The organism is Sphingobacterium olei (assembly GCF_005048855.1).
Taxonomy (GTDB): Bacteria; Bacteroidota; Bacteroidia; order Sphingobacteriales; family Sphingobacteriaceae; genus Sphingobacterium; species Sphingobacterium olei.
This window is the reverse complement of the sequence record NZ_SUME01000001.1, coordinates 542299-568513: the sequence shown is the minus strand read 5'-3', so window position 1 is coordinate 568513 and position 26215 is coordinate 542299. Positions and strand designations below refer to the sequence as shown.

The window sequence follows — 26215 nt, the reverse complement described above, 5'->3', positions numbered from 1 at the left end:
GTAGCATATAAATATTTCATATTTTTTCTTTTTTATAAAATCTATGCATTAATTTCGTGGCGATCATGAAAAGATGCCTGCTATATCTATTGATACCGATCATGTTATTACAAAGCAACATGACGTTATTGATATGTACATCTTTTTATTACAACCAGAACTATATCGAAAAATATCTGTGTGTACAACGCAGCATGACCAACAATACCTGTCACGGACAGTGTTTCCTGATGAAAAAAATTAAGGCACAGCAGGAAAAAGAACACCCCAATTTTAAAGTAAATTTCAACGAATCCGATGCTATTGTCGTTTTCGATTTCGACTTCACACCTCTGTGTCACCCCCACAGTTCTGACATCATCTATTCCATCTATACGACCGATCTCAGTCCCAAAGACTATAATGCATCGATATTCCGCCCTCCCGTATTAGGATAATTACCTTTTTCATCTTATTAATTAGAAGCTATGGCATGCAATAGCTTAGTTGTTCATGTACTATTGATGTATTCTATATGATTATATTCATTGAGGAGATATCGCGCAAATACGGATTAATTAAAATCATCAAACCGATATAATGAACTATGCATTACCTAGCACTGTAAAATAAGTATAGATGAAATGTTCATCTCAATATTAAGGCGAGACCCATACATTAGCATGAACTAAATTCAGGTAAACCCATGAGCGCCGGTAAAAAAGACAAGGAACGTCACTAATGCGTTATAGCGTCATAAAGAAACAATAATAAATACCCGAGCCTTACGAGCTCACAAACTAAATGCGAAACTATATACATATGAAACTTCAACATATATTGCCATGCATGCTATCTGCGTGTATATTATTTTCCTGTACAAAGGATGAGCCTACTCTCGATGTTACTAAAAATGGGCAATTGAAAATTAAATTTGATCAGATTGTAGGCGGTAAAAAATTAATCCTCAATGAAACGACTTACACCAACAACAGCGAAGAGCAGTTTATTGTAAGCACTGCAAAATATTATGTCAGTAATATTGTATTGACCAATAATAACGGACAGTCTTATACCGTTCCCAAATCCGAATCCTTTTTTTTAATTAATGCAGCTAACTCCGAATCCCTTACGCCATCCGTATTAGTGCCGGAAGGCCAATACACTACTTTACAATTTAATTTAGGAATAGATAGCATAACCAATACATTGCCCGTTTCTGAACGAACAGGCGTATTGGACGTAGCTGGTAACGACATGTATTGGAGTTGGAACAGTGGATATATTTTCTTCAAACTGGAAGGATCATCCACATCTTCTACAACAGCGGATCAGAAGTTTAGATACCATATTGGTCTCTTTGGCGGATACGACACGAAAACAGTTAACAACAATAAAACTGTTGTCCTCGATCTATCTAAAGCCGGAACTGCTATCGTACAGGAAAACCTAAGTTCAGATATCCATCTTATGGTAGATCTGGGAAAAGTATTTGACGGTAAAAATAAGATTAGTATAGCTACCAATTCTACAGTGATGACTAGTGGTCCACATCAACTAATAGCAGAAAACTACGCACAGATGTTTACCCACGATCATACGCACAATTATCAAAAGATAAGCAATGAATAAACGTCAAATTTTGTTTTTTATTGGTATAATCGGCTTAGTGATAGCTTGTCAAAAAACAGATGATAAACTAGATACATCGCTATTTGAATTTGTACAACCAGAGCATTTCCCTGCTCCGGTATACAACTTGGCGAGCAATCCGATCAGTAAAGAAGGCTTCGAATTAGGCAGAAAATTATTCTACGATCCTATCCTATCCCGAAATAATACAATATCTTGTGGAAGCTGCCACATTAGTCAGCATGCCTTTACACATCACGGTCACGATGTGAGCCATGGCATAGATGATCGATTGGGTGTACGTAACAGCATGCCATTGATGAATCTTGCCTGGTCGAAAGGCTTTTTTTGGGACGGTGGCGTATTTCATCTGGATCTTGCTCCAATAGCACCTATTGAAAATGAAGTAGAAATGGATGAACAATTTGTTACAGTCCTAGAGAAACTAAGAAATTCTAAAGATTACCCCACTTTATTTCAAAAAGCATTCGGTTCGTCAGAAATAAATTCTGTAAACACACTTCAGGCACTCTCACAGTTTATGCTCTTACTCATATCCGACAACAGCAAATACGACAAAGTAATTCGTAAGGAGACAAATTTTAGTGCAGCAGAGCAACGAGGATATACACTCTATCAACAAAAATGTAGTACATGTCATCAAGAACCCCTATTTACCGACTATTCGTATAGAGACAATGGACTGGGCATCAATCCCTCACAGGATCAGGGAAGGTATGAAATAACCGGATTAGAATCTGATAAACTAAAATTTAAAGTTCCTTCACTACGCAATCTTGCATATACATCTCCCTATATGCACGATGGTAGTTTTATCACTTTGGAAGCAGTCATTAATCATTATCGAAGGGAAATCAAACAGACCGACAACCTAGATCCGCTCCTGCGTAACGGTATCGCGTTGTCCAATATGGAAGTCAGCGATCTAACTGCGTTTCTGAATACACTTAATGATGAAAAATTTATTAGAAACACGCTATTTTCTGAACAACCATGAGACCACCCAACAATCTAATGATGAGAATAGGATAGTTTCTTAGGTGATTAGATCGTATAAAAATAATTAAACATGAAAAAGATATTAATTCTTATCGTATTAAACCTATGCCTTTCCTATGCCAAGGCCTGTGACATTTGTGGATGTGGTGTAGGTAGCTACTACATTGGTATTCTTCCGGATTTTAACAAGCGTTTTGTAGGTCTAAGGTACCAATTCAACAAATTAACCACTCAACTCGATGTCAATGGTAACCGATCCACTCTTACTTCTGATGAACAGTATCAGAACATAGAGCTTTGGGGGGCATGGAATTTCGGATCACGTTGGCGTGTGATGGCGATCGTACCTTACAATTTTATCGAGAAATACAACGACGCTTCTCAAACATTGCGTCGTAAAGATGGTCTAGGAGATATGGTACTAAATGGTTACTTCAACATTCTGAACAAAACCGGCCAAAGTAACAATAAATTGATTGTTCACTCCTTGTGGGCCGGATTGGGGCTAAAATTACCCACTGGAAATTACAGTATTCAAGAAGTCAGCAAAAATCTTAACTCACCTAACATCTTTCAGCTCGGAACCGGTAGCACTGATGTACTGGCCAATATCATGTATGACATACGCATACATGATATCGGTATCAATACCAATTTCAGTTACAAGTTAAACACAGAAAATGCGGATGACTACCGATACGGAGATAAAATATCTGCTAATATATCGGCTTATTATAAAATCAGCTTGGGAATGGATAAAAGATTAGCACCAAATATTGGCGTAGCGTATGAAAACCAACAAAAAGATCACACATTGGGTTATCGCGTTACGGAAACCGGTGGAAGTGCCGTTAACGGTATTGTTGGACTGGAAACAAATTTTAAGCAACTATCCTTGGGAGTTAATTACCAACTTCCGTTACAACAAGATCTTGGAAGAGGAAGAATTGAATCTGGAAATAAATTCTTAACGCATATTTCCTATTCTTTTTAGTAAAAAAAGACCAACAAAAAAGCAATCCATATGCGGATTGCTTTTTTGTCATATTATAAATATCTTATCCCAATACCTCTTTTACTCGGGCTATTTGGTAATCGACCAATTTTTGTAAAGGACCTGAAGCCATCATCTTCATCATCATATTCAATTGTGCTTCGATTACAAAGGTAGCTTTGGTGTCCGACGGAGAAATTTCTTCTACTTGCCAAAACAATTTAACCTCAAAAGGAGCTTCTTCCGACGGTACGCAGACAATTTCTTTATTCTCGACACGCTGGTTGATCTTAAGCGACAACTTGGCCATATTTTTAATGGTAAATTGCGCTTCATCCGATGTCGAAGTCCAATTGTATATATTATCCGGCATCAATTGCTCATGATTATTCAAATCCGCTAAAAAAGAATACACTTCAGAAACAGCTTTATTGATAACCGTATGATTTTGAATGACTGTCATGATTACTTTTTATTACACGCTCGGCTCCCAATTCGCAGGATCTTTACGCCATTGTTCTAACATTTCCACGTCACTTTCTAATACATAACTTTTGTCCACAGCTACTTTGATTAATGAATCATAGGTACAAAGACTGAATAAAGGACATTTCGCTTCTGTAAAATTTTTCGTAGCCTCATCAAAGCCATAGGTAAATATAGAAATCAGCCCCACAACATTGCAACCTGCTTCGCGCAACGCTTTCACAGCGATCAAAGAACTTTTACCTGTAGATACCAAGTCCTCTATTACCACTACACGCTGTCCACTTACCACCTCTCCTTCTATTAAGTTTTGACGTCCATGATCTTTGGCACTGCTACGTACATACGTAAAAGGAAGGCCTAAATCCTGAGCTACCAATACTCCCTGCGGTATACCTGCGGTAGCTACTCCGGAAATCATTTCTACGCTTCCAAATTCTTCCTGAATACGTTGAGATAGTTTTTGGCGGATGTAGGTACGGATAGCGGGATGTGATAGTGTGACGCGGTTATCACAGTAAATTGGAGACCTCCAACCCGAAGCCCATGTAAAAGGACTTTTAGGTTGCAATTTTATTGCTTTAATTTGCAATAAGGATTCAGCAACTTTTTGTTCAACCTCATTAAAATTATTCATGGCGCAAATTTATAAAATTTATATGAACCAAAGCCTGCTTATTTTAGCAGATTTTACACCTAAAATTAAGAACGACATCCAAACTGTTGGATTACAAGAGATTGACTTGGAAAAACTTTTCAACAACAGTACAAAGAACAGTACTGTTACTTATTTGTATATACATCCAGAAGTGGAAAAAGTTTTTAAAATGGTCTCTAGTAAGCTCAGAATCATTAAGGCTGCGGGTGGTATTGTAAAAAATGGTGATGGTCATTACCTGTTCATTCATCGTCTCGGAAAATGGGATTTACCTAAAGGAAAGGTAGAAGATAATGAAAAAATGCGTGATGCGGCCGTCCGTGAAGTGGAAGAAGAGTGTGGGATTAAGATTCATTATCTTGGAAAAAAAGCGATTACAACATACCATATCTATCTAATGCGTGGCAAGATCGTTTTGAAACAAACCAATTGGTATGAAATGGGGGTTAATAAAATTCCCAAATTAATCCCACAACTTGAAGAAGACATTGATCGGGCAGAATGGTTATCCAAAAAAGATCTAAACCAAGTGAAAGAAAACACCTACCCACTCATTCTGGAAATAGTAAATGAAAAAATTTTAAAATAAGAAAAGCCCTGAATTACTTCAGGGCTCCCATCTAAAACATATAACCACTAACTATTTGAACTTTCTTCCTTGGTATCTGCAGATTTTTCAATCTTTTTGCGGATAGGTCTGTCCCCCTCTTTGCGATCTTTAAAATGTTGACCACGTTTGTGGATACGATCTCCGTCACGTTTTACCATGCGCTCTTTTATTATCTTTTGTTGATCTTCTGTCAATAAATTTTTAAATCTATCTCGATCAGCTTTCATTTCGTTTTGTATCGCCATACGTTCTTTTTTTCGTATTTCTGAACGTTGTTTTAGCTTCTTCGCCTGATCAAGGTTATATGTATATACCTCTTGACGCTGCTTGTCGGTAAATTTTAATTCCTTATCCAAGCGCTCTGTACGGATTTTAGCGATGTCTTCAGGCGATTTATTTGCCCCTAACTCTTTATTAAATGATTTACCACCTTTACGATCTATACGCTTACTATCTGACTTGTCCTGTGCAAAGGATGCAACACTCAACCCTGTAAACAATACCGCTAATGTTAATATCTTTTTCATAGTCATCTTAATTAAATTGTAAATAATATTTTAATAAGCTTGTTTGTATTTATAGATACAATCCGAATGAAACAGTTTAATGTTCCTATTGTTAAATTTAGTTAAGGCTTTGGATAAGATATTAGAATTCTAATAACCAACTCCTAATGACTGTTCAAAGTTATTGCAAGAGTATATAAAACAAAAAAATGCTTTCGTTTTGAAAAGCATATGTGAATTGTTTTAATTTTCTTTAAGAAAGTTAACGTACAATTAACGTTTCTCTAATTTTCTGATCTTCTTCTTTGATCGGTTCAATGAAACCTACATTTGTAATGTAGTATAGAAATGGATTACTCTCAAATACTGTTTTTTTCTCTTTCTTTTTTTTAATCATATATTCTTTTTTTGATTCTTTGTAAGTTACTCAATTATCAAGCCAAATCCAAATATTGTTTCAGACAGATCCCTATTCACAACGATTAATGACATTTAAAGAACATAATAAACAAAGGACCGGTTTATTGATCCGGTCCTTTGTTTATTAACGAGTAAATTCGTGTTACACGACAATATTAATAATCTTACCCTTCACAAAAATTAGCTTTTTCACCGCTTTGCTGTCTAGATAACGCTGAACATCGGCATTACTGATAACGATCTCTTCGACAGCTTTCGCATCTAGATCCAAGGCCAATGGTAGGTTCATTTTCATTTTACCATTTATCGACACAGGATATGCAAATTCAGATTCTACTAAATACTCCGGATTGAATGTAGGATAGGTAGCATAAGAAATTGTTCCAGCTTCATTACCTAACAATGTCCAAAGTTCTTCCGTTATATGTGGTGCATAAGATTCTAGTACAATGATCAAATCCTGTAGGATCTGACGTTTATTGCATTTTAGATCTGTGAGTTCATTTACACAAATCATGAACGCAGAGACAGAAGTATTGAAAGAGAATCGTTCGATATCATCTTCCACTTTTTTAATAATCTTGTGCAACGCTTTATATTCAGCCTTTGTAGGTTTTTCATCTGAAACATTGAAATTACCTTGGGCATCATGAAACAACCGCCATACTTTACGCAAGAATTTATGTACGCCTTCAATACCGTTTGTATTCCAGGGCTTTGCCTGCTCTAAAGGACCTAAGAACATTTCGTACAAACGCAATGTATCTGCACCGTATGTCTCGATAATATCATCTGGATTAACAACATTGAATTTAGATTTAGACATCTTCTCTACCTCGGTTCCACAGATATATTTACCGTTCTCCAGAATAAACTCGGCGTCTGCAAAATCAGGACGGAACGTTTTGAATTTATCGGTATCCAACACATCATTGTATACAATATTTACATCTACATGCAACGGAATACTATTGTATTGGTCTTTCAATCCCAATGAAACAAATTGATTTGTTCCTTTTCCTTCATCGTCCAAAACGCGGTACACAAAGTTCGAACGACCTTGAATCATACCTTGGTTAATTAGCTTTTTGAACGGTTCCTCTTCTTGATGAAAACCTAAATCTTTCAAAACCTTATTCCAAAAGCGAGAGTACAACAAGTGTCCTGTAGCATGCTCAGAACCACCGATATATAAATCAACGGCCTTCCAATAGTCAACGGCCTTTTTGGAAACGAATATATCTTGATTTTGAGAATCCATATAGCGGAACCAATACCATGAAGAGCCTGCCCAACCCGGCATTGTACTCAACTCGTATTCATATTGATCTTGATATTTCCATCCTTCGGCACGTCCCAGAGGCGGTTCCCCTGTTTCCGTAGGTAAATATTTATCTACCTCTGGCAACAATAGAGGCAACTCCTCTTCCTTTATCAGATAAGGCATTCCATTCTTAAAGTAAACCGGAACAGGTTCCCCCCAATAACGCTGACGGCCGAAGATCGCATCGCGCATCCTAAAATTGACTTTTGCCTTTCCCAATTTCAGCTCTTCTAGTTTCGCAACCAATACCGGAACGGCCTCTTGATAGGTCATTCCATTGATAAAGTCTGAATTGATATATTTGCCATTCTTATTTGGATCAGCCTGTTCTTCAATATTTTGCGAATCAGATATTGGAATAATCGGCAAATTAAAATGTTTAGCAAAAACATAATCACGTTGATCTCCCGAAGGAACTGCCATCACAGCACCTGTTCCATATCCTGCCAAAACATAATCCGCTATCCAGATTTGAACGTCGTCACCGGTGATCGGATGTTTGGCATAGGAACCTGTAAATACCCCTGATACGGATTTTGTATCTGCCATCCGGTCGAGTTCCGATTTTTTTGCAGTTTTTTCGATATAAGATTCAACAGCCAAACGTTGTTCATCTGTAGTTAGCACTTCGACTAACTCATGTTCCGGCGCCAAAACAACAAAAGAAACACCAAAGAGCGTATCTACCCTTGTCGTGAACACCTCAATCCCCCTTTTGTGGGAAAGGGGGAAAATCACTGATGCTCCTACAGATTTGCCAATCCAATTACGTTGCATCTCTACCAATGGTTCAGGCCAATCTACATTATCCAGACCGCTCAACAAGCGATCTGCATATGCGGTAATACGCATAGACCATTGCATCATTTTCTTTTGCTCGACAGGATAACCGCCCCGCTCGGAAACACCATTTATAACCTCATCATTCGCTAACACCGTCCCTAGCGCTGCACACCAGTTCACCGTACTTTCACGTAAGTAAGCCAAGCGATATTTCAGCAGTTCTCTCTGTTGCTCTTCTTCTGAAAATACTTTCCAGTCCGCAGCAGAAAAGACTGAAGTATCTTCATCTGATTCTGCATTAATACCTTGAGAACCGGAATTATTAAACTTATCAATTAATGTATCTATAGATTCCGCTTTGCCCGCATCCTTATTATACCAAGAATTAAACAATTGCATAAAAATCCATTGTGTCCACCGATAATAATCGGGGTTGGACGTCCGTACTTCACGCGACCAATCATAAGAGAAACCTATATTATCTAATTGTTCACGATAGCGATTGATATTTACCGCTGTCGTAATAGCGGGATGTTGCCCCGTTTGTATCGCATATTGTTCTGCCGGCAAGCCGAAGGAATCGTAGCCCATTGGATGCAATACATTAAATCCTTTTAATCGCTTATATCTGGAAAAAATATCAGATGCTATATAGCCTAGTGGATGACCGACATGTAAACCGGCTCCCGAGGGATAGGGAAACATATCCAACACGTAATATTTTGGCTTGTCAGTCGATTCAGCTGTTTTAAATGTTTGATTTTCGGCCCAGAATTTCTGCCACTTTTGTTCAATTGATCTGTGATTGTAGTCCATCTTCCTAAGTAAGAATTGTATAAGAGTTGCGAAATTAGCGATTTTAAGACAAAAACAGTATAAAAGTTTTTTATTCTAGACAATAAATTCGGATATTCGTTGTTAAAACTTAGAGAGATATCAAACTTTACTGTTATCGTCTATTAAGTTTCGATTTGAAGATATTACATTTAATATTCAAAAAATCATCTTTATTAATTACTTTCGCATCAAATATATTTTAAAGCTTTATGTCAGTAATAGAACAAGGCTCACCACGTAAAAAAACAAAATCTGTATATATTTCCACTGTAATCAGTATTGCATTGGTTTTATTAATGACTGGTTTACTAGGACTTATACTTGTACACGCAAAGAACTTATCTAAATACGTAAAAGAAAATATTGTCTTAAATGTTATTGTAAACGACAATGTAAACGAGGGCGATGTACTTTCTCTACAAAAGGATTTTGAAAAAGATCCTTATGTATTACGCACCGAATACGTGAGCAAAGAGCTGGCCGCTAAAAATCTCAAGGAAGATTTAGGTGAAGACTTTGTAGAATACCTTGGACACAACCCACTATTGCCTTCGATAGATATCTACATGAAAGAACAATATGCAAATACGGACAGCATCCAGCCTTTCATTGAGAAAATATCGAAAAGTAGCCGCGTTAAAGAGGTCGTATATCAAGAATCCCTAATTGACATGGTCAATAAGAACATCCGAATAATCGGAATCGTGGTACTCGCTTTTACAGTGATATTATTGATTATCGCAATTGCTTTAATTAATAATACGATTCGATTAGCAATATACTCACAGCGTTTCTTAATAAAAAGCATGCAGTTAATAGGTGCTACGAAAAATTTTATTCGTAAACCCTACATTTTATACGGAATTATCCACGGTCTTATCGGAGCACTGATTTCGATCTTATTGTTGATTTTCACATTACAATTTGCTCAAAAACAGATTCCTGAGTTAGTTTTTCTACGCAATTGGTATGAGTTTGGCGCGATCTTTCTGATCGTCGTCATATTAGGAATATTGATTTCAGGCTTAAGCACTTATTTTGCAGTGACCAAATACTTACGCGCCAAATCACATAGTCTGTACCGTTAACTTCTATTAAAAATTGAAAATGGCTTTAAAAAACACAGTACCTAGTAATGAAAAGAAATACGCCGGATTTGTATTTCAAAAGATTAACTATATTTTATTTTTGACCAGCATCCTGATCGTTGCGCTGGGTTTTCTACTTATGATGGGAACGGAGGATATCTATAGCTTTACGAAAATCACTTTGGCTCCTTTAGTTGTTATTATCGGATTCGCAATTGGATTTGTTGCAATTTTATACAAACCTAAGAACAAAGACATCTAAAAAAATGAGTTATTTAGAGGCTATTATTTTAGCCATCATTGAAGGATTAACAGAATTTTTACCTGTATCCTCTACAGGGCACATGATCATAGGTACAGCCCTAATGGGCTTGGAACCTTCAGATTTCGTAAAACTTTTTACCATATTCATTCAATTAGGCACTATACTTTCTGTACTGGTATTATACTGGAAACGCTTTTTTAAATCGTTAGATTTCTATTATAAATTGGTAGTGGCAGCTATTCCGGCTTCTATCTTAGGTTTGGTATTCAATGATGTTATCGATTCGTTATTGGAAAGCCCGTTAATGGTAGCAGTCATGCTGGTCGTAGGTGGAGTTATTTTGCTCTTCGTCGATAAATGGTTCAACAAACCAGAAATCGCCAATTCAGATGACATTTCATTCAGACAAGCCTTTATTATTGGTTGTTACCAGTGTTTAGCGTTGATTCCAGGCACTTCGAGATCGGCAAGTACCATTGTTGGCGGTATGACACAAAAATTGACACGTAAAGCAGCTGCGGAGTTTTCCTTTTTCTTAGCGATACCTATGATGCTTGGCGCATCACTTGTAAAGCTTTACAATTTTTTTAAAGATGGTAATACGATAAGTAACGAGGAGATTAACCTGCTTATTGTAGGGAATATCGTGGGATTTATCGTTGCCATTATCGCTATCAAAACGTTTATTGATATCTTGACGAAATATGGTTTTAAGGCTTTTGGATGGTATAGAATTGTATTGGGGCTGATTATTATAGTTATGCTGCTTAGCGGACATAGCTTACAAATGATTTAATGGAGAACATTCAAGAAGAAAAAAACGAACCTGCTTTCTCTTTTGCAGAGGGGGAGGTATTATTAGTTGATAAGCCATTGACCTGGACGAGCTTCGATGTGGTGGGAAAACTAAGAAACACCATAAAACCTCTTAAACTAAAAGTAGGTCATGCCGGCACACTAGATCCTCTAGCAACAGGTTTATTGATTATCTGTACAGGAAAATTCACTAAAAAAATCGATTCGTTTCAAGCGGAAGACAAAGAATATACTGGCACAATTACGTTAGGAGCTACGACTCCATCCTATGATCTGGAAACAGAAATCGATCAAACATTTGATATCAGCCACCTAACGGAAGAACAAATAAAAGAAGCAACTCAATCTTTTATCGGAGAGCTAGATCAATTTCCACCGGCTCATTCTGCAATTAAAATTAACGGAGAACGCCTCTACGAAAAAGCACGGCGAGGAGAAGAAGTGGAACTGAAATCCCGCAAAGTAGTTATACAAGAGTTTGAAATTGAGAAAATAGAACTCCCATTGGTGTTCTTCAGGATTAAGTGTTCAAAGGGAACTTATATACGTTCTATCGCACAAGATTTTGGAAAAGCGTTACATAACGGTGCACACCTCTCCTCTTTGCGTCGTACCATGAGTGGCGAATTTCATGTAGACAATGCTTGGAATCTAGAAAATTTAATTCAAACTATAAGAGCTCAAAAAGCGCTGTAATTGAAAAGGGGCATGAAAAATAGCTCATGTTAGCTTCATCAATTTTAAAAAGTAATTTATAGATGAAAATATATAAAAATCTTGAAGAATTCAATACGTTAGAGAATGCGATTGTAACCATAGGCACTTTCGATGGCGTGCATGTTGGGCACCAAAAGATTTTAAAACAATTAGTAGATTGTGCGAGAGAAAACAATGGAGAATCTGTTCTTTTGACCTTTTTTCCACATCCGAGATTAATTATTAACCCTGATGATGAAGCTTTAAAGCTCATTAACGATATTGAGGAAAAGACACATCGTCTTGCTCTCGCGGGTTTAGATCATTTAATTATTACTCCTTTCACACGCGACTTTTCCAATCAAAATCCAGAGGAATATATTCGAAATGTATTGGTCGGAAAATTAGGTACAAAAAAAATCATCATCGGCTATGACCATCATTTTGGCAAGAATAGAACCGGTTCTATTAAAGACTTAGTTCACTTTTCCGAAATATTTGATTTTGGTGTAGATCAAATTCCTGAACAGGATATTGATGATGTCGCCGTATCCTCTACTCGTATTCGTGAAGCACTTATTAAAGGTGATGTTGATACCGCTAATAAATATCTGGGATATCCATTTGAATTGACTGGTACGATTGTAAGGGGTGATCAAATTGGCCGACAAATCGGTTTTCCAACGGCTAACCTACACGTACATGAAAGCCATAAACTTATTCCCGCTTATGGTATTTACGCCGTCGAAGTAGAGATTTATCCCAAAGTTCCGTCAACAGGTTCAGGCAATTATCTTCATCCTGAACCCATTGCCTTAGCTAAAGGTATGTGTTATATAGGCACTAGACCTACAGTTGACGGCATGAACCGTAAAATTGAAGTGAATCTTTTGGATTTTAAAGATGATCTCTATTCAAAAACGCTACGCATTAAATTCTTGCATTTTGTACGTCATGACGAGCGATTTGACAATTTAGAAGATCTTCAGACTCAGATTAAAAAAGATGAAGATGCAATCAGAAGTTATTTTGATAAAAATTATTAGAAGCAGAGGTTGTTTAAAAAAGGCTAAACGTTATATTTTTTATCATCTTTACAGCAGGAATTGCGAAGCAATCATTCATGTAGTTTAATACAAACACAAATGAATAACGATTTAAAAACTATGATTATAAATCAAGTATTTAAATCACCCGTGCTGAGCTCGCAAGCTCGGTTATCTTCCATGAGCCCTTCGGATTCTTCGGCAAGCCCAGAATGACAATGTATGTGTATGCAGTTTAATCCTGCTTTTTAAACAGTGTCTTCTCATTTAATATAACCACTAGATAAGATCAAACAAATCTTTTACCCCCAATAATTTTCTCGCAGTAAACCCCTCCCCATATTTCACCTGTATATTCCGGCCAAGCTCTCTCGCCCTACCTCTTGTATATTCCATAAAATCCGGATTGGAGATATATGTCTTCGGACCATCATCATCAGATGAAGCATTAAACTGTGTTTTATAAGCTAAAATCGATTGTTCTTTGATGTTCCAATAATCGGATATATCTAAGATCACGTGAGGCTGGATATATTTATCTTGAATAAGCTGTAGCTGTAACCTTGGTCGGAAAGCTTCTTGCGTCACGCCGTCCAATTCCGTTTCTACACGTCGAAGACCCGATAAAAAAACAGCATCATTAACCAGTTTGCTAGCTCTGCCATGATCAGGGTGGCGATCGTCCCAAGCATTTGTAATAATCACCTCTGGACGATATTTTCTCAGTGTACGGATAATAGATAATTGAGAGGTTTCTTCATTTAAGAAAAAACCATCGCGCAAGCCCAAGTTCTCTCGCACCTCAACGCCTAAAATTTTCGCCGCGGCATTCGCTTCTTCTGCGCGCGTAATCGCCGTACCTCTTGTGCCTAATTCTCCACGAGTAAGATCTATAATACCTACTTTCTTTCCTTCTGCAACATATTTAGCGATTGTACCTCCAGCGCCCAACTCGGCATCGTCTGGATGTACTGTCATCACCATTAAGTCTAATATCATCTTTTTATTATTTGTACAAAGGTACAGAATTCCGACAATTTACTGGGAAAGCAAATGTTCAATACGATTTTGTATTTTATCGGACATGGGATTGGTAAAGGAACAGTAATAATCTACGACTTCTCCATTCTTGTTAATTAGATACTTATGAAAGTTCCAATAAGGTTTCACATTGATATTTCCATTTAATTCTTTTGTCTGCAAGAATTTATATAAAGGATGAACATAGTCCCCTTTGACATGTATACGTTTGAAAACAGGAAAAGAGATTTGTTGATTTAGACGACAATATGTTTCCAAGTTGAGTCCCGTCCGCGGTTCTTGATTAAGAAAATCATTAGAAGGAAATGCCAATATCTCAAATCCCTGATCCTTGTACTTAAGATAAAGCTTTTCTAACGTTTTAAATTGTTTTCTAAAATAACATCTGCTTGCCGTATTAACAATAAGCACCACCTTACCGGTATAATCAAGTAAAGATTTTTCGTTACCCGAGAACTCAAGAACCTTATAATCGTAAATCGTCTTCATCTGTATGCTATTGATATTGATTACTAATCGGTCTTACACGTTCATATTCGCGGATTATATTCTCTATTTCAAAATCTTCTTTTGGATCAAAAGTGGTTTTTAAATTATGACCGAATACACGGGCGACCCCTTGATAAACAAAAGCAGTCACTCCCCCTTTCATATCTTTTACCAGATCGTAGCTGGTATTACCAGTCTGCCTTTCTATTAATTTTATCAGAATTTTACCCTGAGAGATAGTTAAATTTTTAACTTCAGAATTTATTTTCTGCTTAATCTCATCCTCACATGCCCTTATCAGCCTTCTTTCTTCTTTTTTGGAATTAGTCATCGCAAGATCCCTATCCAATTTTTCATATCTCTTTTGCGCGTATATCGCATATGGAAGCACCCGTAAAACATTTCTTTTCAGTCTAAAATAGGTTTGACGTTGCTCTTCATTTTTCCAAATCCGATTGGCTACGATTACCACTTCTTCAATCGGAAACCAAGGAGCAATTTCGCCGGACTCCAATTTTGTCGTGGTATAGAATTCAACCGTCTCGGGTGTCCCTGCTCCATAATGAGGTAAAGTCAAAGTCTGTCCATAGCTCTCTGAACCGAATGCCCAATAACCAATTAAAAGCAATGCATATAAACATTTATTCATCAACAAAACGGCGAAAACCCTTTTAAATTAAACTAAAATTTCTTAATTTTATTTGTTTAATAATAAGTCCCAAAAGCTTATCTTCAAACCATTAAATAAAATTAGTAAAATTCACTGATATTACGAAAAAAAGAAAATAGTTTTTATGGAAGAATATGTGATTGATATTGAGGCGGAAAACAAAGAAATTCGTAAAAGATATAGAGCTTTATTAAGGGCATGCAAACCCACCCTACAAAAGGGTGACAAGCAAGAGATCAGAAAGGCTTTCGATCTGGCTTTGGAAAGCCATATCGAAATGCGCAGAAAATCCGGCGAACCTTATATATACCATCCTATTGCCGTCGCCCAAATTGCGGCAGAAGAAATAGGCTTGGGAACAACTTCTATCGTATGTTCATTATTGCATGACGTGGTAGAAGATACCCATATGACGCTCCGCGACATAGAAGATCAATTTGGAAAAAAAGTAGCTCGAATTATCGATGGTCTAACAAAAATTGCAGGCGTATTTGATCCCAATAGCTCCATTCAGGCAGAAAATTTCCGAAAAATGCTCTTGACGCTTGCCGACGATGTGCGCGTAATCCTCATCAAGCTTGCCGACCGTTTGCACAACATGCGTACAATGGAGTTTATGGCACGTCACAAACAGTTGAAGATTGCCTCAGAAACAAGCTATTTATACGCTCCTTTAGCTCACCGGTTAGGACTTTATGCCATCAAGTCGGAACTGGAAGATCTCTCCATGAAATATACAGATCCGGACACGTATAAGTTTATCGCGAAGAAATTAAATGAGAAGAAGGCGGAAAGAGAAAAATTCGTTGCCGATTTTATTTCTCCGGTGAAAGAAATATTGGTAGAACAGGGCATTACTGCAGATGTATTCGGTAGACCAAAATCGATTCATTCTATCTGGAACAAAATGCGTAAAAAATCTATTCCGTTTGAGGAAGTATACGATTTATTCGCTATTCGCGTCATCATAGATACCGATATTGATAAGGAAAAAACGGAGTGTTGGAAGGTTTATTCCATCATTACAGACCTTTATCGCCCAAATCCAGATCGTTTACGCGACTGGGTATCTTCCCCCAAAGGAAATGGGTATGAATCCCTACATACTACAGTAATGGGCCCTCGAGGACAATGGGTGGAAGTACAGATCCGTACGCGGAGGATGAACGAAATCGCTGAAAAAGGATTTGCCGCACACTGGAAGTACAAAGAGTCTAATTCAGATAATGGATTGGACCAATGGATTCAAAAAGTAAGAGATGTCTTAGGTAACCCAGAGCCAAATGCATTGGATTTTTTGGATGATTTCAAGATGAACCTCTTCTCTGATGAGATATTCATCTTTACACCTAAAGGCACATTGATTCAATTGCCAAATGGAGCTACAGCCTTAGACTTTGCCTTTGAAATACACTCTGATATTGGAGCCACCTGCATTGGAGCAAAAGTGAATCATAAATTAGTCCCACTAAGCCACCCTTTGCAAAATGGTGACCAAGTTGAAATTATCACTTCCAGTAAACAAACACCAAAAGAAGATTGGTTGAATTTTGTTATCACGGCAAAAGCAAAGGGCAAGATCCGGTCTTCACTGAAGGAAGAAAAAAGACGTGTTGCAGAGGAAGGTAAAGAAATATTAGAACGCAAACTAAAATCCTTAAAAATCACCTACAATACAGACAACATCAATAAGATTGCCAATTACTTCAAATTCCTAAGTTCTCAAGAGTTATTTTATAACGTTGCCAAGGGCGTAATTGACATCAAAAATCTAAGGGAGTATGTAGCGAACGAAAAACTACCTGAGGTAACAAATAACCAGTTTGCATCTCATATCTCGGGGTTAGTTGAAAAGATCAATAAGAAAGATGTCGACACTATTCTAATCGGTGATGATTACCAAAAAATAGATTATACATTAGCACCTTGTTGCAACCCCATCCCCGGCGATGATATTTTTGGTTTTTTAACGGTCAATGATGGTATAAAAATTCATCGTACATCATGCCCAAATGCGTCCAAATTAATGGCTAACTATGGTTATCGGATATTGAAAGCAAAATGGTCCTCTTCGCAACATGACACCGCATTTTTGACCGGGATACGAATCATCGGTATCGATGATGTAGGGCTTGTTAATCAACTTACTACTGTCATTTCGCAAGAGTTTAAAGTGAATATTAGATCCTTATCCATATCCAGTAATGAGGGTATTTTTGAAGGAAATATCATGGTACATGTGAATAATACAGAGCAATTAGACAATCTGATTAAGCATTTAAAGCAGGTAACAGGTATTACAAGTGTAACACGTTATGAATCTGAAAATTAATCATTTAAATATCAGATTTTATATTAATGCAAAAAATAGATTAGAAATTGGTAAATTTGTTCAGGAGTAATAAAAACTATGAATCAAGGTGAAAATTACGGAACAGTCAAAAAAATTTTTGAAGCTTACTTAGAAAACAAAAATTTAAGAAAGACTCCAGAGCGTTATGCTATTTTGGAAGAGATTTATTCAAGAACAGACCATTTCGATGTGGAGTCCCTGTATATCCACATGAAAAATAAAAAATATCGTGTGAGCCGAGCCACTGTTTACAACACATTGGAGCTTTTGGTATCTTGTGACCTGGTCACCAAACATCAGTTTGGGCGAAATATGGCACAATTTGAGAAGTCTTATGGTTATAAACAACATGATCATATTATCTGCATAGAATGTAATAAAGTGGTAGAATTTTGTGATCCTCGTATTCACCAAATCCAAAGTATGATGGGTGAATTATTAAAGTTTGACATTAAACATCACTCGCTAAATTTGTATGGTGTATGCGAAGACTGCAGAAATAAGGAAGTGCACACCAATCCAAAAATCCACGCGGAAGTAATTTAAAATTAATTCCCAATCCAACGTATAATATACTAAATTTGTTCAGAAATTGCTTTTTCAATTTCTGAACATTTTATTTTTAGTAAAACGGAAACATACATTCAATATTAATCTCAATATAAAAAAACTATGCAAGTTGATGTGCTATTGGGCCTACAATGGGGCGACGAGGGTAAAGGAAAAATCGTAGACGTTTTTTGTCCAAAATACGATTTAATCGCTCGCTTTCAAGGCGGTCCTAATGCCGGACACACATTGGAGTTTGACAACAAAAAATTTGTTTTGAACACGATCCCATCGGGAATTTTCAACGAAGGAACACTTAATCTAATCGGTAATGGTGTTGTAATTGATCCCATTATTCTGAAAAGAGAGTTAGACAACCTGAAAACTGCTGGTTTCGACCCAGTTGGTAAAGGTAATTTAGTACTTGCACGCAAGGCACATTTGATCTTACCCACTCATCAATTATTGGATGCGGCATCCGAATCCAAAATGGGCGCAGGCAAGATCGGTTCAACGCTAAAGGGCATTGGCCCGACCTATATGGATAAAACGGGTCGTAATGGCCTACGTGTTGGTGACACCACGCTTCCGGACTTCCAAGAACGTTATGAAAAATTAAAAGAGAAACACCTTTCAATTCTTGCACATTACGGTGAAATACCAGATTTTTCTGAAAAAGAAGAAGCTTTCTTAAATGCCATTGAGTTCATTAAAACGATCCCGCATGTAGATTCGGAACATTTGGTGAATAAATATTTAAAGGAAGGAAAAAAAGTGTTGGCGGAGGGTGCTCAAGGTACGCTTTTGGATGTTGACTTCGGATCCTATCCTTTCGTAACTTCATCCAATACCACTACTGCGGGAGCTTGTACAGGATTGGGTATTGCTCCAAACAAAATTGGAGAGGTATATGGAATCTTCAAAGCCTATGCTACACGTGTTGGCGGTGGCCCCTTTCCAACCGAATTGGATGATGAAACCGGTGAAAGACTACGGCAATTGGGACATGAATTTGGAGCAACGACTGGCCGTGCACGTCGTACAGGCTGGATTGATATCCCTGCTTTGAAATATGCGATCATGCTAAATGGTGTCACGGAGCTAATCATGATGAAAGCAGATGTATTGGATACATTTGATAAAATCTATGCATGCACACATTACAAATACAACGGTGAGATAATCGATTATATGCCTTATGAGATTATCACGCATACAGCAGAACCAGTTCTCGAAGAAATCGAAGGATGGAATCAAGATTTAACAGGTATCCGTAGCAAAGATGAAATTCCAGCAGCATTAGCAAATTACATCGCATACTTAGAAAAAGCGCTAGAAGTGCCTATCAAATATTTGTCTGTAGGTCCGGACCGCATTCAAACTATAGAACTCTAAAATATACTATGGCTAAAGCCACTTATGAAGTAAACAGAAACATTTTTCAGGCTAAGGCGTTACAATGGGCGCAACAGTTTGAACAAGTATGTTTTCTTCAATCTAATGATTACAAGGATGATTATGCATCAATAGATGCGATGCTCGCTGTAGATGCATCCGAAATATTTGAAAGTGATAGCCTTACTACTTTTGAGAAATTAACAATATTTAAAGCCAAACATTCCAGCAATTGGATGTTTGGCTTTTTCAGTTATGATCTTAAGAATGAGATTGAATCACTAAAGACCTCCTTTCCCAATCCAGTAGGTTTTGCAGATGCATATTTTTTTATTCCAAAAGTCCTTATTAAATTTATCGGTACATCTATTGAAATAGAAGCTGAGAAACCTTCTCAAATCTACGAATCGATAAATCATTATTCTTCTACCGAATCTATTGCTGACTTTAACAAGAAAATAAAAAGACGATTTTCAAAAAAAGCTTATTTCAATGCTTTTCATCGGATGATGGATCACATCAAACGAGGGGATGTTTACGAAGTAAACTTATGCCAGGAATTTTATGCTGAAAATGTTGAGTTAGATCCGTTAGCGGTTTACACCAAACTCAATACTGTCTCTCCTACTCCTTTTTCCACGTTTTTCAAAGCGAATGACAAATACATTTTATCGGCATCGCCAGAGCGTTTCTTAGCCAAAAGAGGCGATATATTAATATCACAGCCCATCAAAGGTACTGCACCGCGAGGTAATACGCCACAGGAAGATCAGGAAATCATTCATACATTAAAAAACAATCCGAAAGAGATTGCTGAAAATGTAATGATCGTCGATCTTGTACGCAATGATCTAACACGCAGCGCATTACCCGGTACGGTAGCGGCAGAAAAGAGACCACAGGTACATACCTTTAAACAGGTTCATCAATTGATTTCAACTATTACTTGTAAAATAGATCAATCAAAATCTGATATCCAGGTAATTAAAGATACCTTTCCTGCCGGATCGATGACAGGAGCACCTAAAATTAGTGCCATGCGTCTATGTGATCAATATGAAATAAGCCGTAGAGGTGTATATGCTGGTGCTGTTGGCTATTTTTCGTTTAATGGCGATTTTGATTTTAATGTCATTATTCGCACCATTCTGTACAACAAAAGTTCTAAATATCTTTCTTTTCACACAGGGGGCGCTTTGACCATAGAAGCAGATCCCGAAAAGGAGTATAACGAGTGTGAACTAAAAGCCAGTGCTATACTAAAAACGCTTAACACTGTATTGGAATAATCCTTCTTAAATACTACATTTACTCAAACAAACAAGCATATGGCATTAAATTACGTTTGGGTAGGCTTCTTTATTATCTCTTTTGTTGTTGCATTTATAAAGCTCATATTTTTTGGTGATACAGAAATTTTCTCAGCAGTTGTTAACGGTATTTTTGATAGCGCAAAAACGGGTGCTGAATTATCGATAGGACTCATTGGTATTATGACCTTTTGGCTGGGCATTATGAAGGTTGGAGAACAGGCCGGCATGATTACCTTGTTTGCAAAAGGAGTAAGCCCCTTCTTCAGTAAATTATTTCCTGGAATTCCAAAAAGCCATCCGGCAAACGGTTCTATTATTATGAACTTCTCGGCCAATATGTTGGGATTAGACAATGCAGCGACTCCCCTAGGCTTAAAAGCGATGAAGGAAATGCATGAGATCAATCCAGAAAAAGACACGGCTACCAATGCCCAGATCATGTTTTTAGTATTGAATACTGCGGGCATCACCTTGATACCAACTTCTGTTATTGCCTTACGTATGGCTGCCGGCGCAGAAAATCCTGCAGACATTTTTATCCCGTCGCTTATCGGAACATTTATATCATTCGTATCGGGTATGATAGCCGTAGCGGCTTATCAGAAGATTAACCTTTTTAAGCTTCCTATTCTTATCTTTCTCGGATTTTTTGTCGGACTGATGTGCTTGCTATACTTTGGACTTAATGGGTTACCCCCCCACGAAATTCAAAAAATAACTGGGTTAATTGGTGGATTACTTATCTTTTCTATCATCGTGTTGTTTATTGCCTACGCTGCAGCAAAAAAGATCAATGTCTATGATTCGTTCATAGAAGGTGCCAAAGAAGGCTTTAAAACCTCTGTGATGATCATTCCATTTCTAATAGCAATTTTGGTCGCGATTTCGGCTTTTAGAACGACAGGATGTATGGATTATATTGTAGATGGGATTGGCTCGATAGTTTCATATTTTGGATTAGACACACGATTTGTCCCCACCTTACCAGTTGGATTCATGAAAACACTTAGCGGTGGTGGAGCCCGAGGACTCATGATTGACATTATGGAAACCTACGGTGTAGATTCTTTTCAAGGAAGACTTGCTAGCATCATACAAGGGTCGTCAGAAACTACTTTCTATGTATTGGCTGTTTATTTTGGTTCAGTAGGCATTAAGAATACCAAATACGCCCTGACGTGTGGTTTAATAGCTGATCTGGTAGGATTAATAGCGGCAATTTTTTTAGCATATATATTCTTCGGTTAATCAACTTTTTTATAAAAAATGAACCTGACGTATACATAATAAAAGCTTAAACTTATCAATAAATAGATGAAAACAATTGCACTGATTGCTCACGACGGAAAAAAGGCCGAAATGGTGGGTTTTGTAAAAGATCATATCGAATATTTACGCAAAGCGAAGCTCGTTGCTACAGGTACAACGGGATCTTATATCCAACAAACTGGACTCGCAGTTGAACTCAAATTAAGTGGTCCTAAAGGCGGCGATGCGCAAATAGCGGCATTGGCAGCTGAAGGGAAAATTGACGGGATAATATTTTTCAGGGATCCCTTGGGCAAGCACCCACACGAACCTGATATCCAAATGTTGATGCGGATCTGTGATCTGTACAATGTTCCACTAGCCACAAATCCGGGAACGGGATCATTAATAATTGAAGGCCTTTTAGACGACAACTTATAAATCAACATGACGAAAGAAGTTAGCGTTATCATCGGGAAAGAAAAATACACAACCGAGATCAATTTTGACAAGCACACAATCATTGCTGACGAGCCCGAGGAATTGGGTGGACAAGATAAGGGCTTCTCGCCTACTCCACTGCTACTCTCTTCTTTAGGAACATGCAAAGCCATGACAATGCGCATGTATGCCGATCGAAAAAATTGGCCATTAGACAAAGTGGAAGTGCGTTTATCCTCAGAAGTAAAAAAAAGCGAACAACAACAGACCACGTACATCCGTTGTCACATCACACTTTCGGGCGACCTTACTCCCGAACAGAAACAACGTATATATAAAATTGCCGATAAATGTCCAATTCACAGCATCTTGACTAATCCCATTACAATAGAAAGCAATATGATATAATTTATTATTCGTATGCATGAGCTCATTATGTTCGTTTGTGAATACAAAGCATTTTATCTAAGTTTGGCAAAATTTTAGTATCAACGCATATTTTCATGACATCTCTCAGCGAGCAAACATTCAGCAATCCTTACCAAACCTTCGAAAGAGAAGAATGGAAGAGTCTGAATGGACATTTTAATCATACCCTAATTGCTCAGGATATTGACCAATTACATGCCTTAAACGAGCCGCTGAATATGCAGGAGATTGAAGAGGTATATTTTCCGCTATCTCACCTCTTGGAGCTACATATTAACAACTACACAACACTCCGCGATAACAACAATAGTTTCTTTCAACGAACTCAACAAAAATTACCTTTCATTATTGGTATAGCCGGTTCTGTAGCCGTAGGAAAAAGTACAACAGCCCGCGTATTAAAAAAGGTATTATCCCTATTACCTGATAAACCTAAAGTTGAATTGGTAACCACCGATGGCTTTTTATACCCCAACAAGATTCTTGTCGAGCGTAATATATTGAACAGAAAAGGTTTTCCAGAAAGCTATGATACAAAAAGCTTATTAAATTTTCTCTCGTCTATGAAATCAGGGCAAAAATTAGTCACCGTGCCTGTATACTCTCATATGAAATACGATATACTGGGGCACGAAAAACAAAAGATACAAAATCCTGATATCCTGATTGTAGAAGGAATAAATGTATTACAAGTCAATTCGCAACGTACACAAGGATCAGGTGTATTCGTATCTGACTTTTTTGATTACGCCATTTATGTAGATGCTGCAGAAAAGGATATTGTGAATTGGTACATCAACCGGTTCGAATCCCTACGTGCAACAGCTTTCCAGGATCCATCGTCATATTTTCACAAATACGCGGATTTATCCCGGGAGGAAAGTGTTCAAATGGCCACCCAAATCTGGAACGAAATCAATCGCCCAAATCTTCTGGACAATATTCTACCAACCAAATATCGTGCAGACTTAATTTTGGAAAAAGGTTCACAGCACTTTGTAAAAACAATTAAAGTCAGGAAGATTTAATTAAAGTTTTTTCAAAAATAAGGATCTGCCTTAAAAGCTCATTCTCCAATTGTTTATGCAGGCGATTGCTGCTGCTTATGGCATGCAGTTCAATTTTATATCGCACGAAATCCTTCCCAATTTCTTCGACATTCAATATCATATCGCTCTCCTTTGCTAAATTTGGATGATTCAATATCACCGCTTGTACTTCATTTTCTAATTTATCTATTTCGGTCGCAGCATGTAGCGGGAGTTCGAATTTGACGGTAAATAAATTAGACCGATGAGCCGACAAATTAACGGTAGGATTGGTAAAAACCAGGTTGTTCGGCACCATTACAATATCATCCTCTTCATTCTGCACAATGACATTTGCAAAGGTAATATCAACTATTCGCCCTTTATGATCTCCTATTTTAATACGATCGCCTACAGAAAGCTGTTCGGAAAACATAATGAATAAACCACTTATCAGATTCGTAATATAATCCCGGAATAGGACCGCAATAGCCATCGCAACAATGGTCAAACTTGTGACAAATTCAATAGGATTTATTCCCAATGCAATCATGATGGCTATTATTGCAAATACGGCATTGAGGATTGCAGTAAGACGATTAATCCCCAATACAAAATTTCCTCGTACCGCTTTATTAGCATGTTGTGCGTTATATAATGCAATCACAATAAAACGGGAGACAGAAAGTATTATACTGGGAATCAAAAAGGTGTTCAAACCTTTAATGACTTGAATAAGCCATTTATTCTCATTAATCTTATCCTCAAACAACAAAAAAGAGCCTATTAACAGAATAACTGCGACAATTTTTAAAATAAAAGAAATGGGTATTTTATTCTTATTTTCTTTCTCTACCATACGAAAACATAACATGCTAAACTAGTAAATTTATTTAGAATGTAGCTTAATAATTTCTGATTATATAGTCATACTTATTATAAAATACTTCCAATAGATAATAAATACCATTTGATTCTCTTCTATTGTTGAGGGTTCTTTTTAGCACGCAAATATTTTAAAATAGACAAAAATACACTAACTTAGCTCGCTTAAAGTGAAAGAGCTTTTATATGGAAACAACATTTGATTTTGAAAAACCAATTGCAGATTTGCAAACACAGATAGAAAAAGTACAGCAGGTAGCCGAGAAAACGAAAGTAGACATGAGCGCGACTGTACGTGAGCTAGAAGAAAAATTGGAAATAACCAAACAGGAGATCTACAATAATATGACCGGTTGGCAAAAGGTTCAGATGTCCCGCCATCCGGAGCGTCCACAAACCTTCGATTATATCGAAATGATTTGTGATGAATTTGTTGAATTACACGGTGACCGTACGGTTAAGGACGACAAAGCAATAGTAGGTGGTTTTGCGTCTATAGGTGGCCAATCTGTCATGGTAATCGGGCATCAAAAAGGAAAAAATACCAAAGAAAGACAATACCGTAACTTCGGTATGGCGAATCCTGAAGGGTACCGTAAAGCTTTACGTCTAATGAAAATGGCAGAAAAGTTCAACAAACCCGTTATCACGTTAATTGATACAATGGGTGCTTATCCTGGGATAGAAGCAGAAGAAAGAGGTCAAGGAGAAGCTATTGCACGAAATCTGTTAGAGATGTCGATTCTAAAAGTTCCCGTAATCTGTATCGTAATAGGCGAAGGAGCCTCAGGCGGTGCTTTAGGAATCGGTATTGGTGATCGAGTCTATATGATGGACAACACTTGGTATTCCGTTATCTCTCCCGAATCCTGTTCTTCTATCTTATATCGCAGTTGGGATCAGAAGGAAAAGGCCGCTGAATCACTAAAACTTACCGCAAAAGACATGTTGGGTAATGGGTTAATTGACGGTATCATTGCTGAGCCATTAGGTGGCGCTCATCAAAACCCATTAATTGCTGCTCAAAACGTAAAAGATAAAATTTTAAGCGATTTAACTGTTCTTCAAGCAAAAGATACAGACACGTTAGTTGCCGAACGTATTGATAAGTTCAGTAAAATGGGCGTGGTAAACGAATAAAGTATACTATACAGATAAAATTAAAGGCTAATCAAGTAAAATCGGTTAGCCTTTAATTTTATCTTACTTACATA

Annotated in this window: 27 protein-coding genes; 19 read left to right on the top strand and 8 right to left on the bottom strand. The window is 37.3% G+C overall.

The window, feature by feature from the left end:
- The first annotated feature begins 65 nt into the window (after positions 1–65).
- From FAZ15_RS02385 to FAZ15_RS02370, 4 genes are all read left to right on the top strand, one after another.
- The gene (locus tag FAZ15_RS02385; protein WP_136899710.1) at positions 66–437 is read left to right on the top strand and encodes a hypothetical protein; all 372 of its coding nucleotides are present in this window, start codon (positions 66–68) and stop codon (positions 435–437) included.
- 364 nt (positions 438–801) lie between these two features.
- On the top strand, positions 802–1611 hold the full coding sequence (locus FAZ15_RS02380; RefSeq protein ID WP_136899709.1) for an MbnP family protein: 810 nt from the start codon (positions 802–804) through the stop codon (positions 1609–1611).
- Entirely contained in the window at positions 1604–2629 is a 1026-nt protein-coding gene (locus FAZ15_RS02375; RefSeq protein WP_136899708.1) for a cytochrome-c peroxidase, read from the top strand. The genes FAZ15_RS02380 and FAZ15_RS02375 overlap by 8 nt, the downstream gene beginning before the upstream one ends.
- Positions 2630–2701: 72 nt before the next feature.
- Entirely contained in the window at positions 2702–3625 is a 924-nt protein-coding gene (locus FAZ15_RS02370; RefSeq protein ID WP_136899707.1) for a transporter family protein, read from the top strand.
- Between the two features lie 64 nt (positions 3626–3689).
- Here FAZ15_RS02370 and FAZ15_RS02365 read toward each other — a convergent pair whose 3' ends face one another.
- Together FAZ15_RS02365 and pyrE are read right to left on the bottom strand one after the other, a co-directional pair.
- Positions 3690–4088, bottom strand: a complete 399-nt coding sequence (locus FAZ15_RS02365; RefSeq protein WP_136899706.1) for an SRPBCC family protein — start codon at positions 4086–4088, stop codon at positions 3690–3692.
- 12 nt (positions 4089–4100) lie between these two features.
- Positions 4101–4748 (bottom strand): orotate phosphoribosyltransferase, encoded by a 648-nt coding sequence (gene pyrE / locus FAZ15_RS02360; protein ID WP_136899705.1) that lies wholly within the window; start codon positions 4746–4748, stop codon positions 4101–4103.
- Between pyrE and FAZ15_RS02355 the strand changes: the two genes are divergently transcribed.
- Positions 4747–5358, top strand: coding sequence for an NUDIX hydrolase (locus FAZ15_RS02355; RefSeq protein ID WP_136899704.1), 612 nt, complete (start codon positions 4747–4749; stop codon positions 5356–5358). The two genes, pyrE and FAZ15_RS02355, sit on opposite strands and share 2 nt — an antisense overlap.
- A 47-nt stretch (positions 5359–5405) precedes the next feature.
- Here the strand turns inward: FAZ15_RS02355 and FAZ15_RS02350 are convergent, their stop codons facing one another.
- Positions 5406–5906 (bottom strand): hypothetical protein, encoded by a 501-nt coding sequence (locus FAZ15_RS02350; protein WP_136899703.1) that lies wholly within the window; start codon positions 5904–5906, stop codon positions 5406–5408.
- Positions 5907–6447: 541 nt separating this feature from the next.
- Positions 6448–9228, bottom strand: a complete 2781-nt coding sequence (gene leuS, locus FAZ15_RS02345) for a leucine--tRNA ligase (RefSeq protein ID WP_136899702.1) — start codon at positions 9226–9228, stop codon at positions 6448–6450.
- 230 nt (positions 9229–9458) lie between these two features.
- Between leuS and FAZ15_RS02340 the strand changes: the two genes are divergently transcribed.
- The 5 genes from FAZ15_RS02340 to FAZ15_RS02320 all read left to right on the top strand — a co-directional run bounded on the left by FAZ15_RS02340 (position 9459) and on the right by FAZ15_RS02320 (position 13160).
- Entirely contained in the window at positions 9459–10337 is an 879-nt protein-coding gene (locus FAZ15_RS02340; protein ID WP_136899701.1) for a cell division protein FtsX, read from the top strand.
- A 19-nt stretch (positions 10338–10356) separates the two neighbouring features.
- A complete protein-coding gene (locus FAZ15_RS02335) occupies positions 10357–10599 on the top strand; it encodes a DUF3098 domain-containing protein (RefSeq protein WP_136899700.1) in 243 nt (80 codons plus the stop codon).
- Between the two features lie 4 nt (positions 10600–10603).
- Positions 10604–11398 (top strand): undecaprenyl-diphosphate phosphatase, encoded by a 795-nt coding sequence (locus tag FAZ15_RS02330; protein ID WP_136899699.1) that lies wholly within the window; start codon positions 10604–10606, stop codon positions 11396–11398.
- A complete protein-coding gene (gene truB, locus FAZ15_RS02325; protein ID WP_136899698.1) occupies positions 11398–12114 on the top strand; it encodes a tRNA pseudouridine(55) synthase TruB in 717 nt (238 codons plus the stop codon). Before FAZ15_RS02330 ends, truB begins: the two co-directional genes overlap by 1 nt.
- 62 nt (positions 12115–12176) lie before the next feature.
- On the top strand, positions 12177–13160 hold the full coding sequence (locus FAZ15_RS02320; protein WP_136899697.1) for a bifunctional riboflavin kinase/FAD synthetase: 984 nt from the start codon (positions 12177–12179) through the stop codon (positions 13158–13160).
- A gap of 279 nt (positions 13161–13439) precedes the next feature.
- Here the strand turns inward: FAZ15_RS02320 and bshB1 are convergent, their stop codons facing one another.
- The 3 genes from bshB1 to FAZ15_RS02305 are packed head-to-tail and all read right to left on the bottom strand — an operon-like array spanning position 13440 to position 15339.
- Complete coding sequence (gene bshB1 / locus FAZ15_RS02315; protein WP_136899696.1) at positions 13440–14159, bottom strand: bacillithiol biosynthesis deacetylase BshB1; 720 nt, start codon at positions 14157–14159, stop codon at positions 13440–13442.
- Between the two features lie 39 nt (positions 14160–14198).
- Complete coding sequence (locus tag FAZ15_RS02310; protein ID WP_136899695.1) at positions 14199–14690, bottom strand: glutathione peroxidase; 492 nt, start codon at positions 14688–14690, stop codon at positions 14199–14201.
- Positions 14691–14697: 7 nt separating this feature from the next.
- A complete protein-coding gene (locus FAZ15_RS02305) occupies positions 14698–15339 on the bottom strand; it encodes a DUF4294 domain-containing protein (protein WP_136899694.1) in 642 nt (213 codons plus the stop codon).
- Between the two features lie 145 nt (positions 15340–15484).
- On the opposite strand from FAZ15_RS02305, the gene FAZ15_RS02300 reads away from it, so the two are divergent.
- The 8 genes from FAZ15_RS02300 (at position 15485) to coaA (ending at position 24116) form a co-directional block, all read left to right on the top strand.
- On the top strand, positions 15485–17692 hold the full coding sequence (locus tag FAZ15_RS02300) for a RelA/SpoT family protein (RefSeq protein ID WP_136899693.1): 2208 nt from the start codon (positions 15485–15487) through the stop codon (positions 17690–17692).
- Between the two features lie 78 nt (positions 17693–17770).
- Positions 17771–18259 carry a Fur family transcriptional regulator gene (locus tag FAZ15_RS02295; RefSeq protein WP_136899692.1) on the top strand — a complete coding sequence of 163 codons (489 nt, stop codon included), beginning with the start codon at positions 17771–17773 and terminating at the stop codon, positions 18257–18259.
- A 126-nt stretch (positions 18260–18385) separates the two neighbouring features.
- Positions 18386–19657 carry an adenylosuccinate synthase gene (locus tag FAZ15_RS02290; RefSeq protein WP_136899691.1) on the top strand — a complete coding sequence of 424 codons (1272 nt, stop codon included), beginning with the start codon at positions 18386–18388 and terminating at the stop codon, positions 19655–19657.
- Between the two features lie 8 nt (positions 19658–19665).
- On the top strand, positions 19666–20946 hold the full coding sequence (locus FAZ15_RS02285; protein ID WP_136899690.1) for an anthranilate synthase component I family protein: 1281 nt from the start codon (positions 19666–19668) through the stop codon (positions 20944–20946).
- Between the two features lie 39 nt (positions 20947–20985).
- The gene (locus FAZ15_RS02280) at positions 20986–22218 is read left to right on the top strand and encodes a nucleoside recognition domain-containing protein (protein WP_136899689.1); all 1233 of its coding nucleotides are present in this window, start codon (positions 20986–20988) and stop codon (positions 22216–22218) included.
- Positions 22219–22284: 66 nt separating this feature from the next.
- Positions 22285–22659, top strand: a complete 375-nt coding sequence (locus FAZ15_RS02275) for a methylglyoxal synthase (protein ID WP_136899688.1) — start codon at positions 22285–22287, stop codon at positions 22657–22659.
- 6 nt (positions 22660–22665) lie between these two features.
- Positions 22666–23067, top strand: coding sequence for an OsmC family protein (locus tag FAZ15_RS02270; RefSeq protein ID WP_136899687.1), 402 nt, complete (start codon positions 22666–22668; stop codon positions 23065–23067).
- 95 nt (positions 23068–23162) lie between these two features.
- A complete protein-coding gene (gene coaA, locus FAZ15_RS02265) occupies positions 23163–24116 on the top strand; it encodes a type I pantothenate kinase (RefSeq protein WP_136899686.1) in 954 nt (317 codons plus the stop codon).
- On the opposite strand, the gene FAZ15_RS02260 is transcribed toward coaA, so the two are convergent.
- The gene (locus FAZ15_RS02260) at positions 24103–24975 is read right to left on the bottom strand and encodes a mechanosensitive ion channel family protein (RefSeq protein ID WP_136899685.1); all 873 of its coding nucleotides are present in this window, start codon (positions 24973–24975) and stop codon (positions 24103–24105) included. The genes coaA and FAZ15_RS02260 overlap by 14 nt on opposite strands.
- 212 nt (positions 24976–25187) lie before the next feature.
- Here FAZ15_RS02260 and FAZ15_RS02255 point away from each other — a divergent pair, with 212 nt between their 5' ends.
- Complete coding sequence (locus tag FAZ15_RS02255) at positions 25188–26141, top strand: acetyl-CoA carboxylase carboxyltransferase subunit alpha (RefSeq protein WP_136899684.1); 954 nt, start codon at positions 25188–25190, stop codon at positions 26139–26141.
- Positions 26142–26215: the final 74 nt, after the last annotated feature.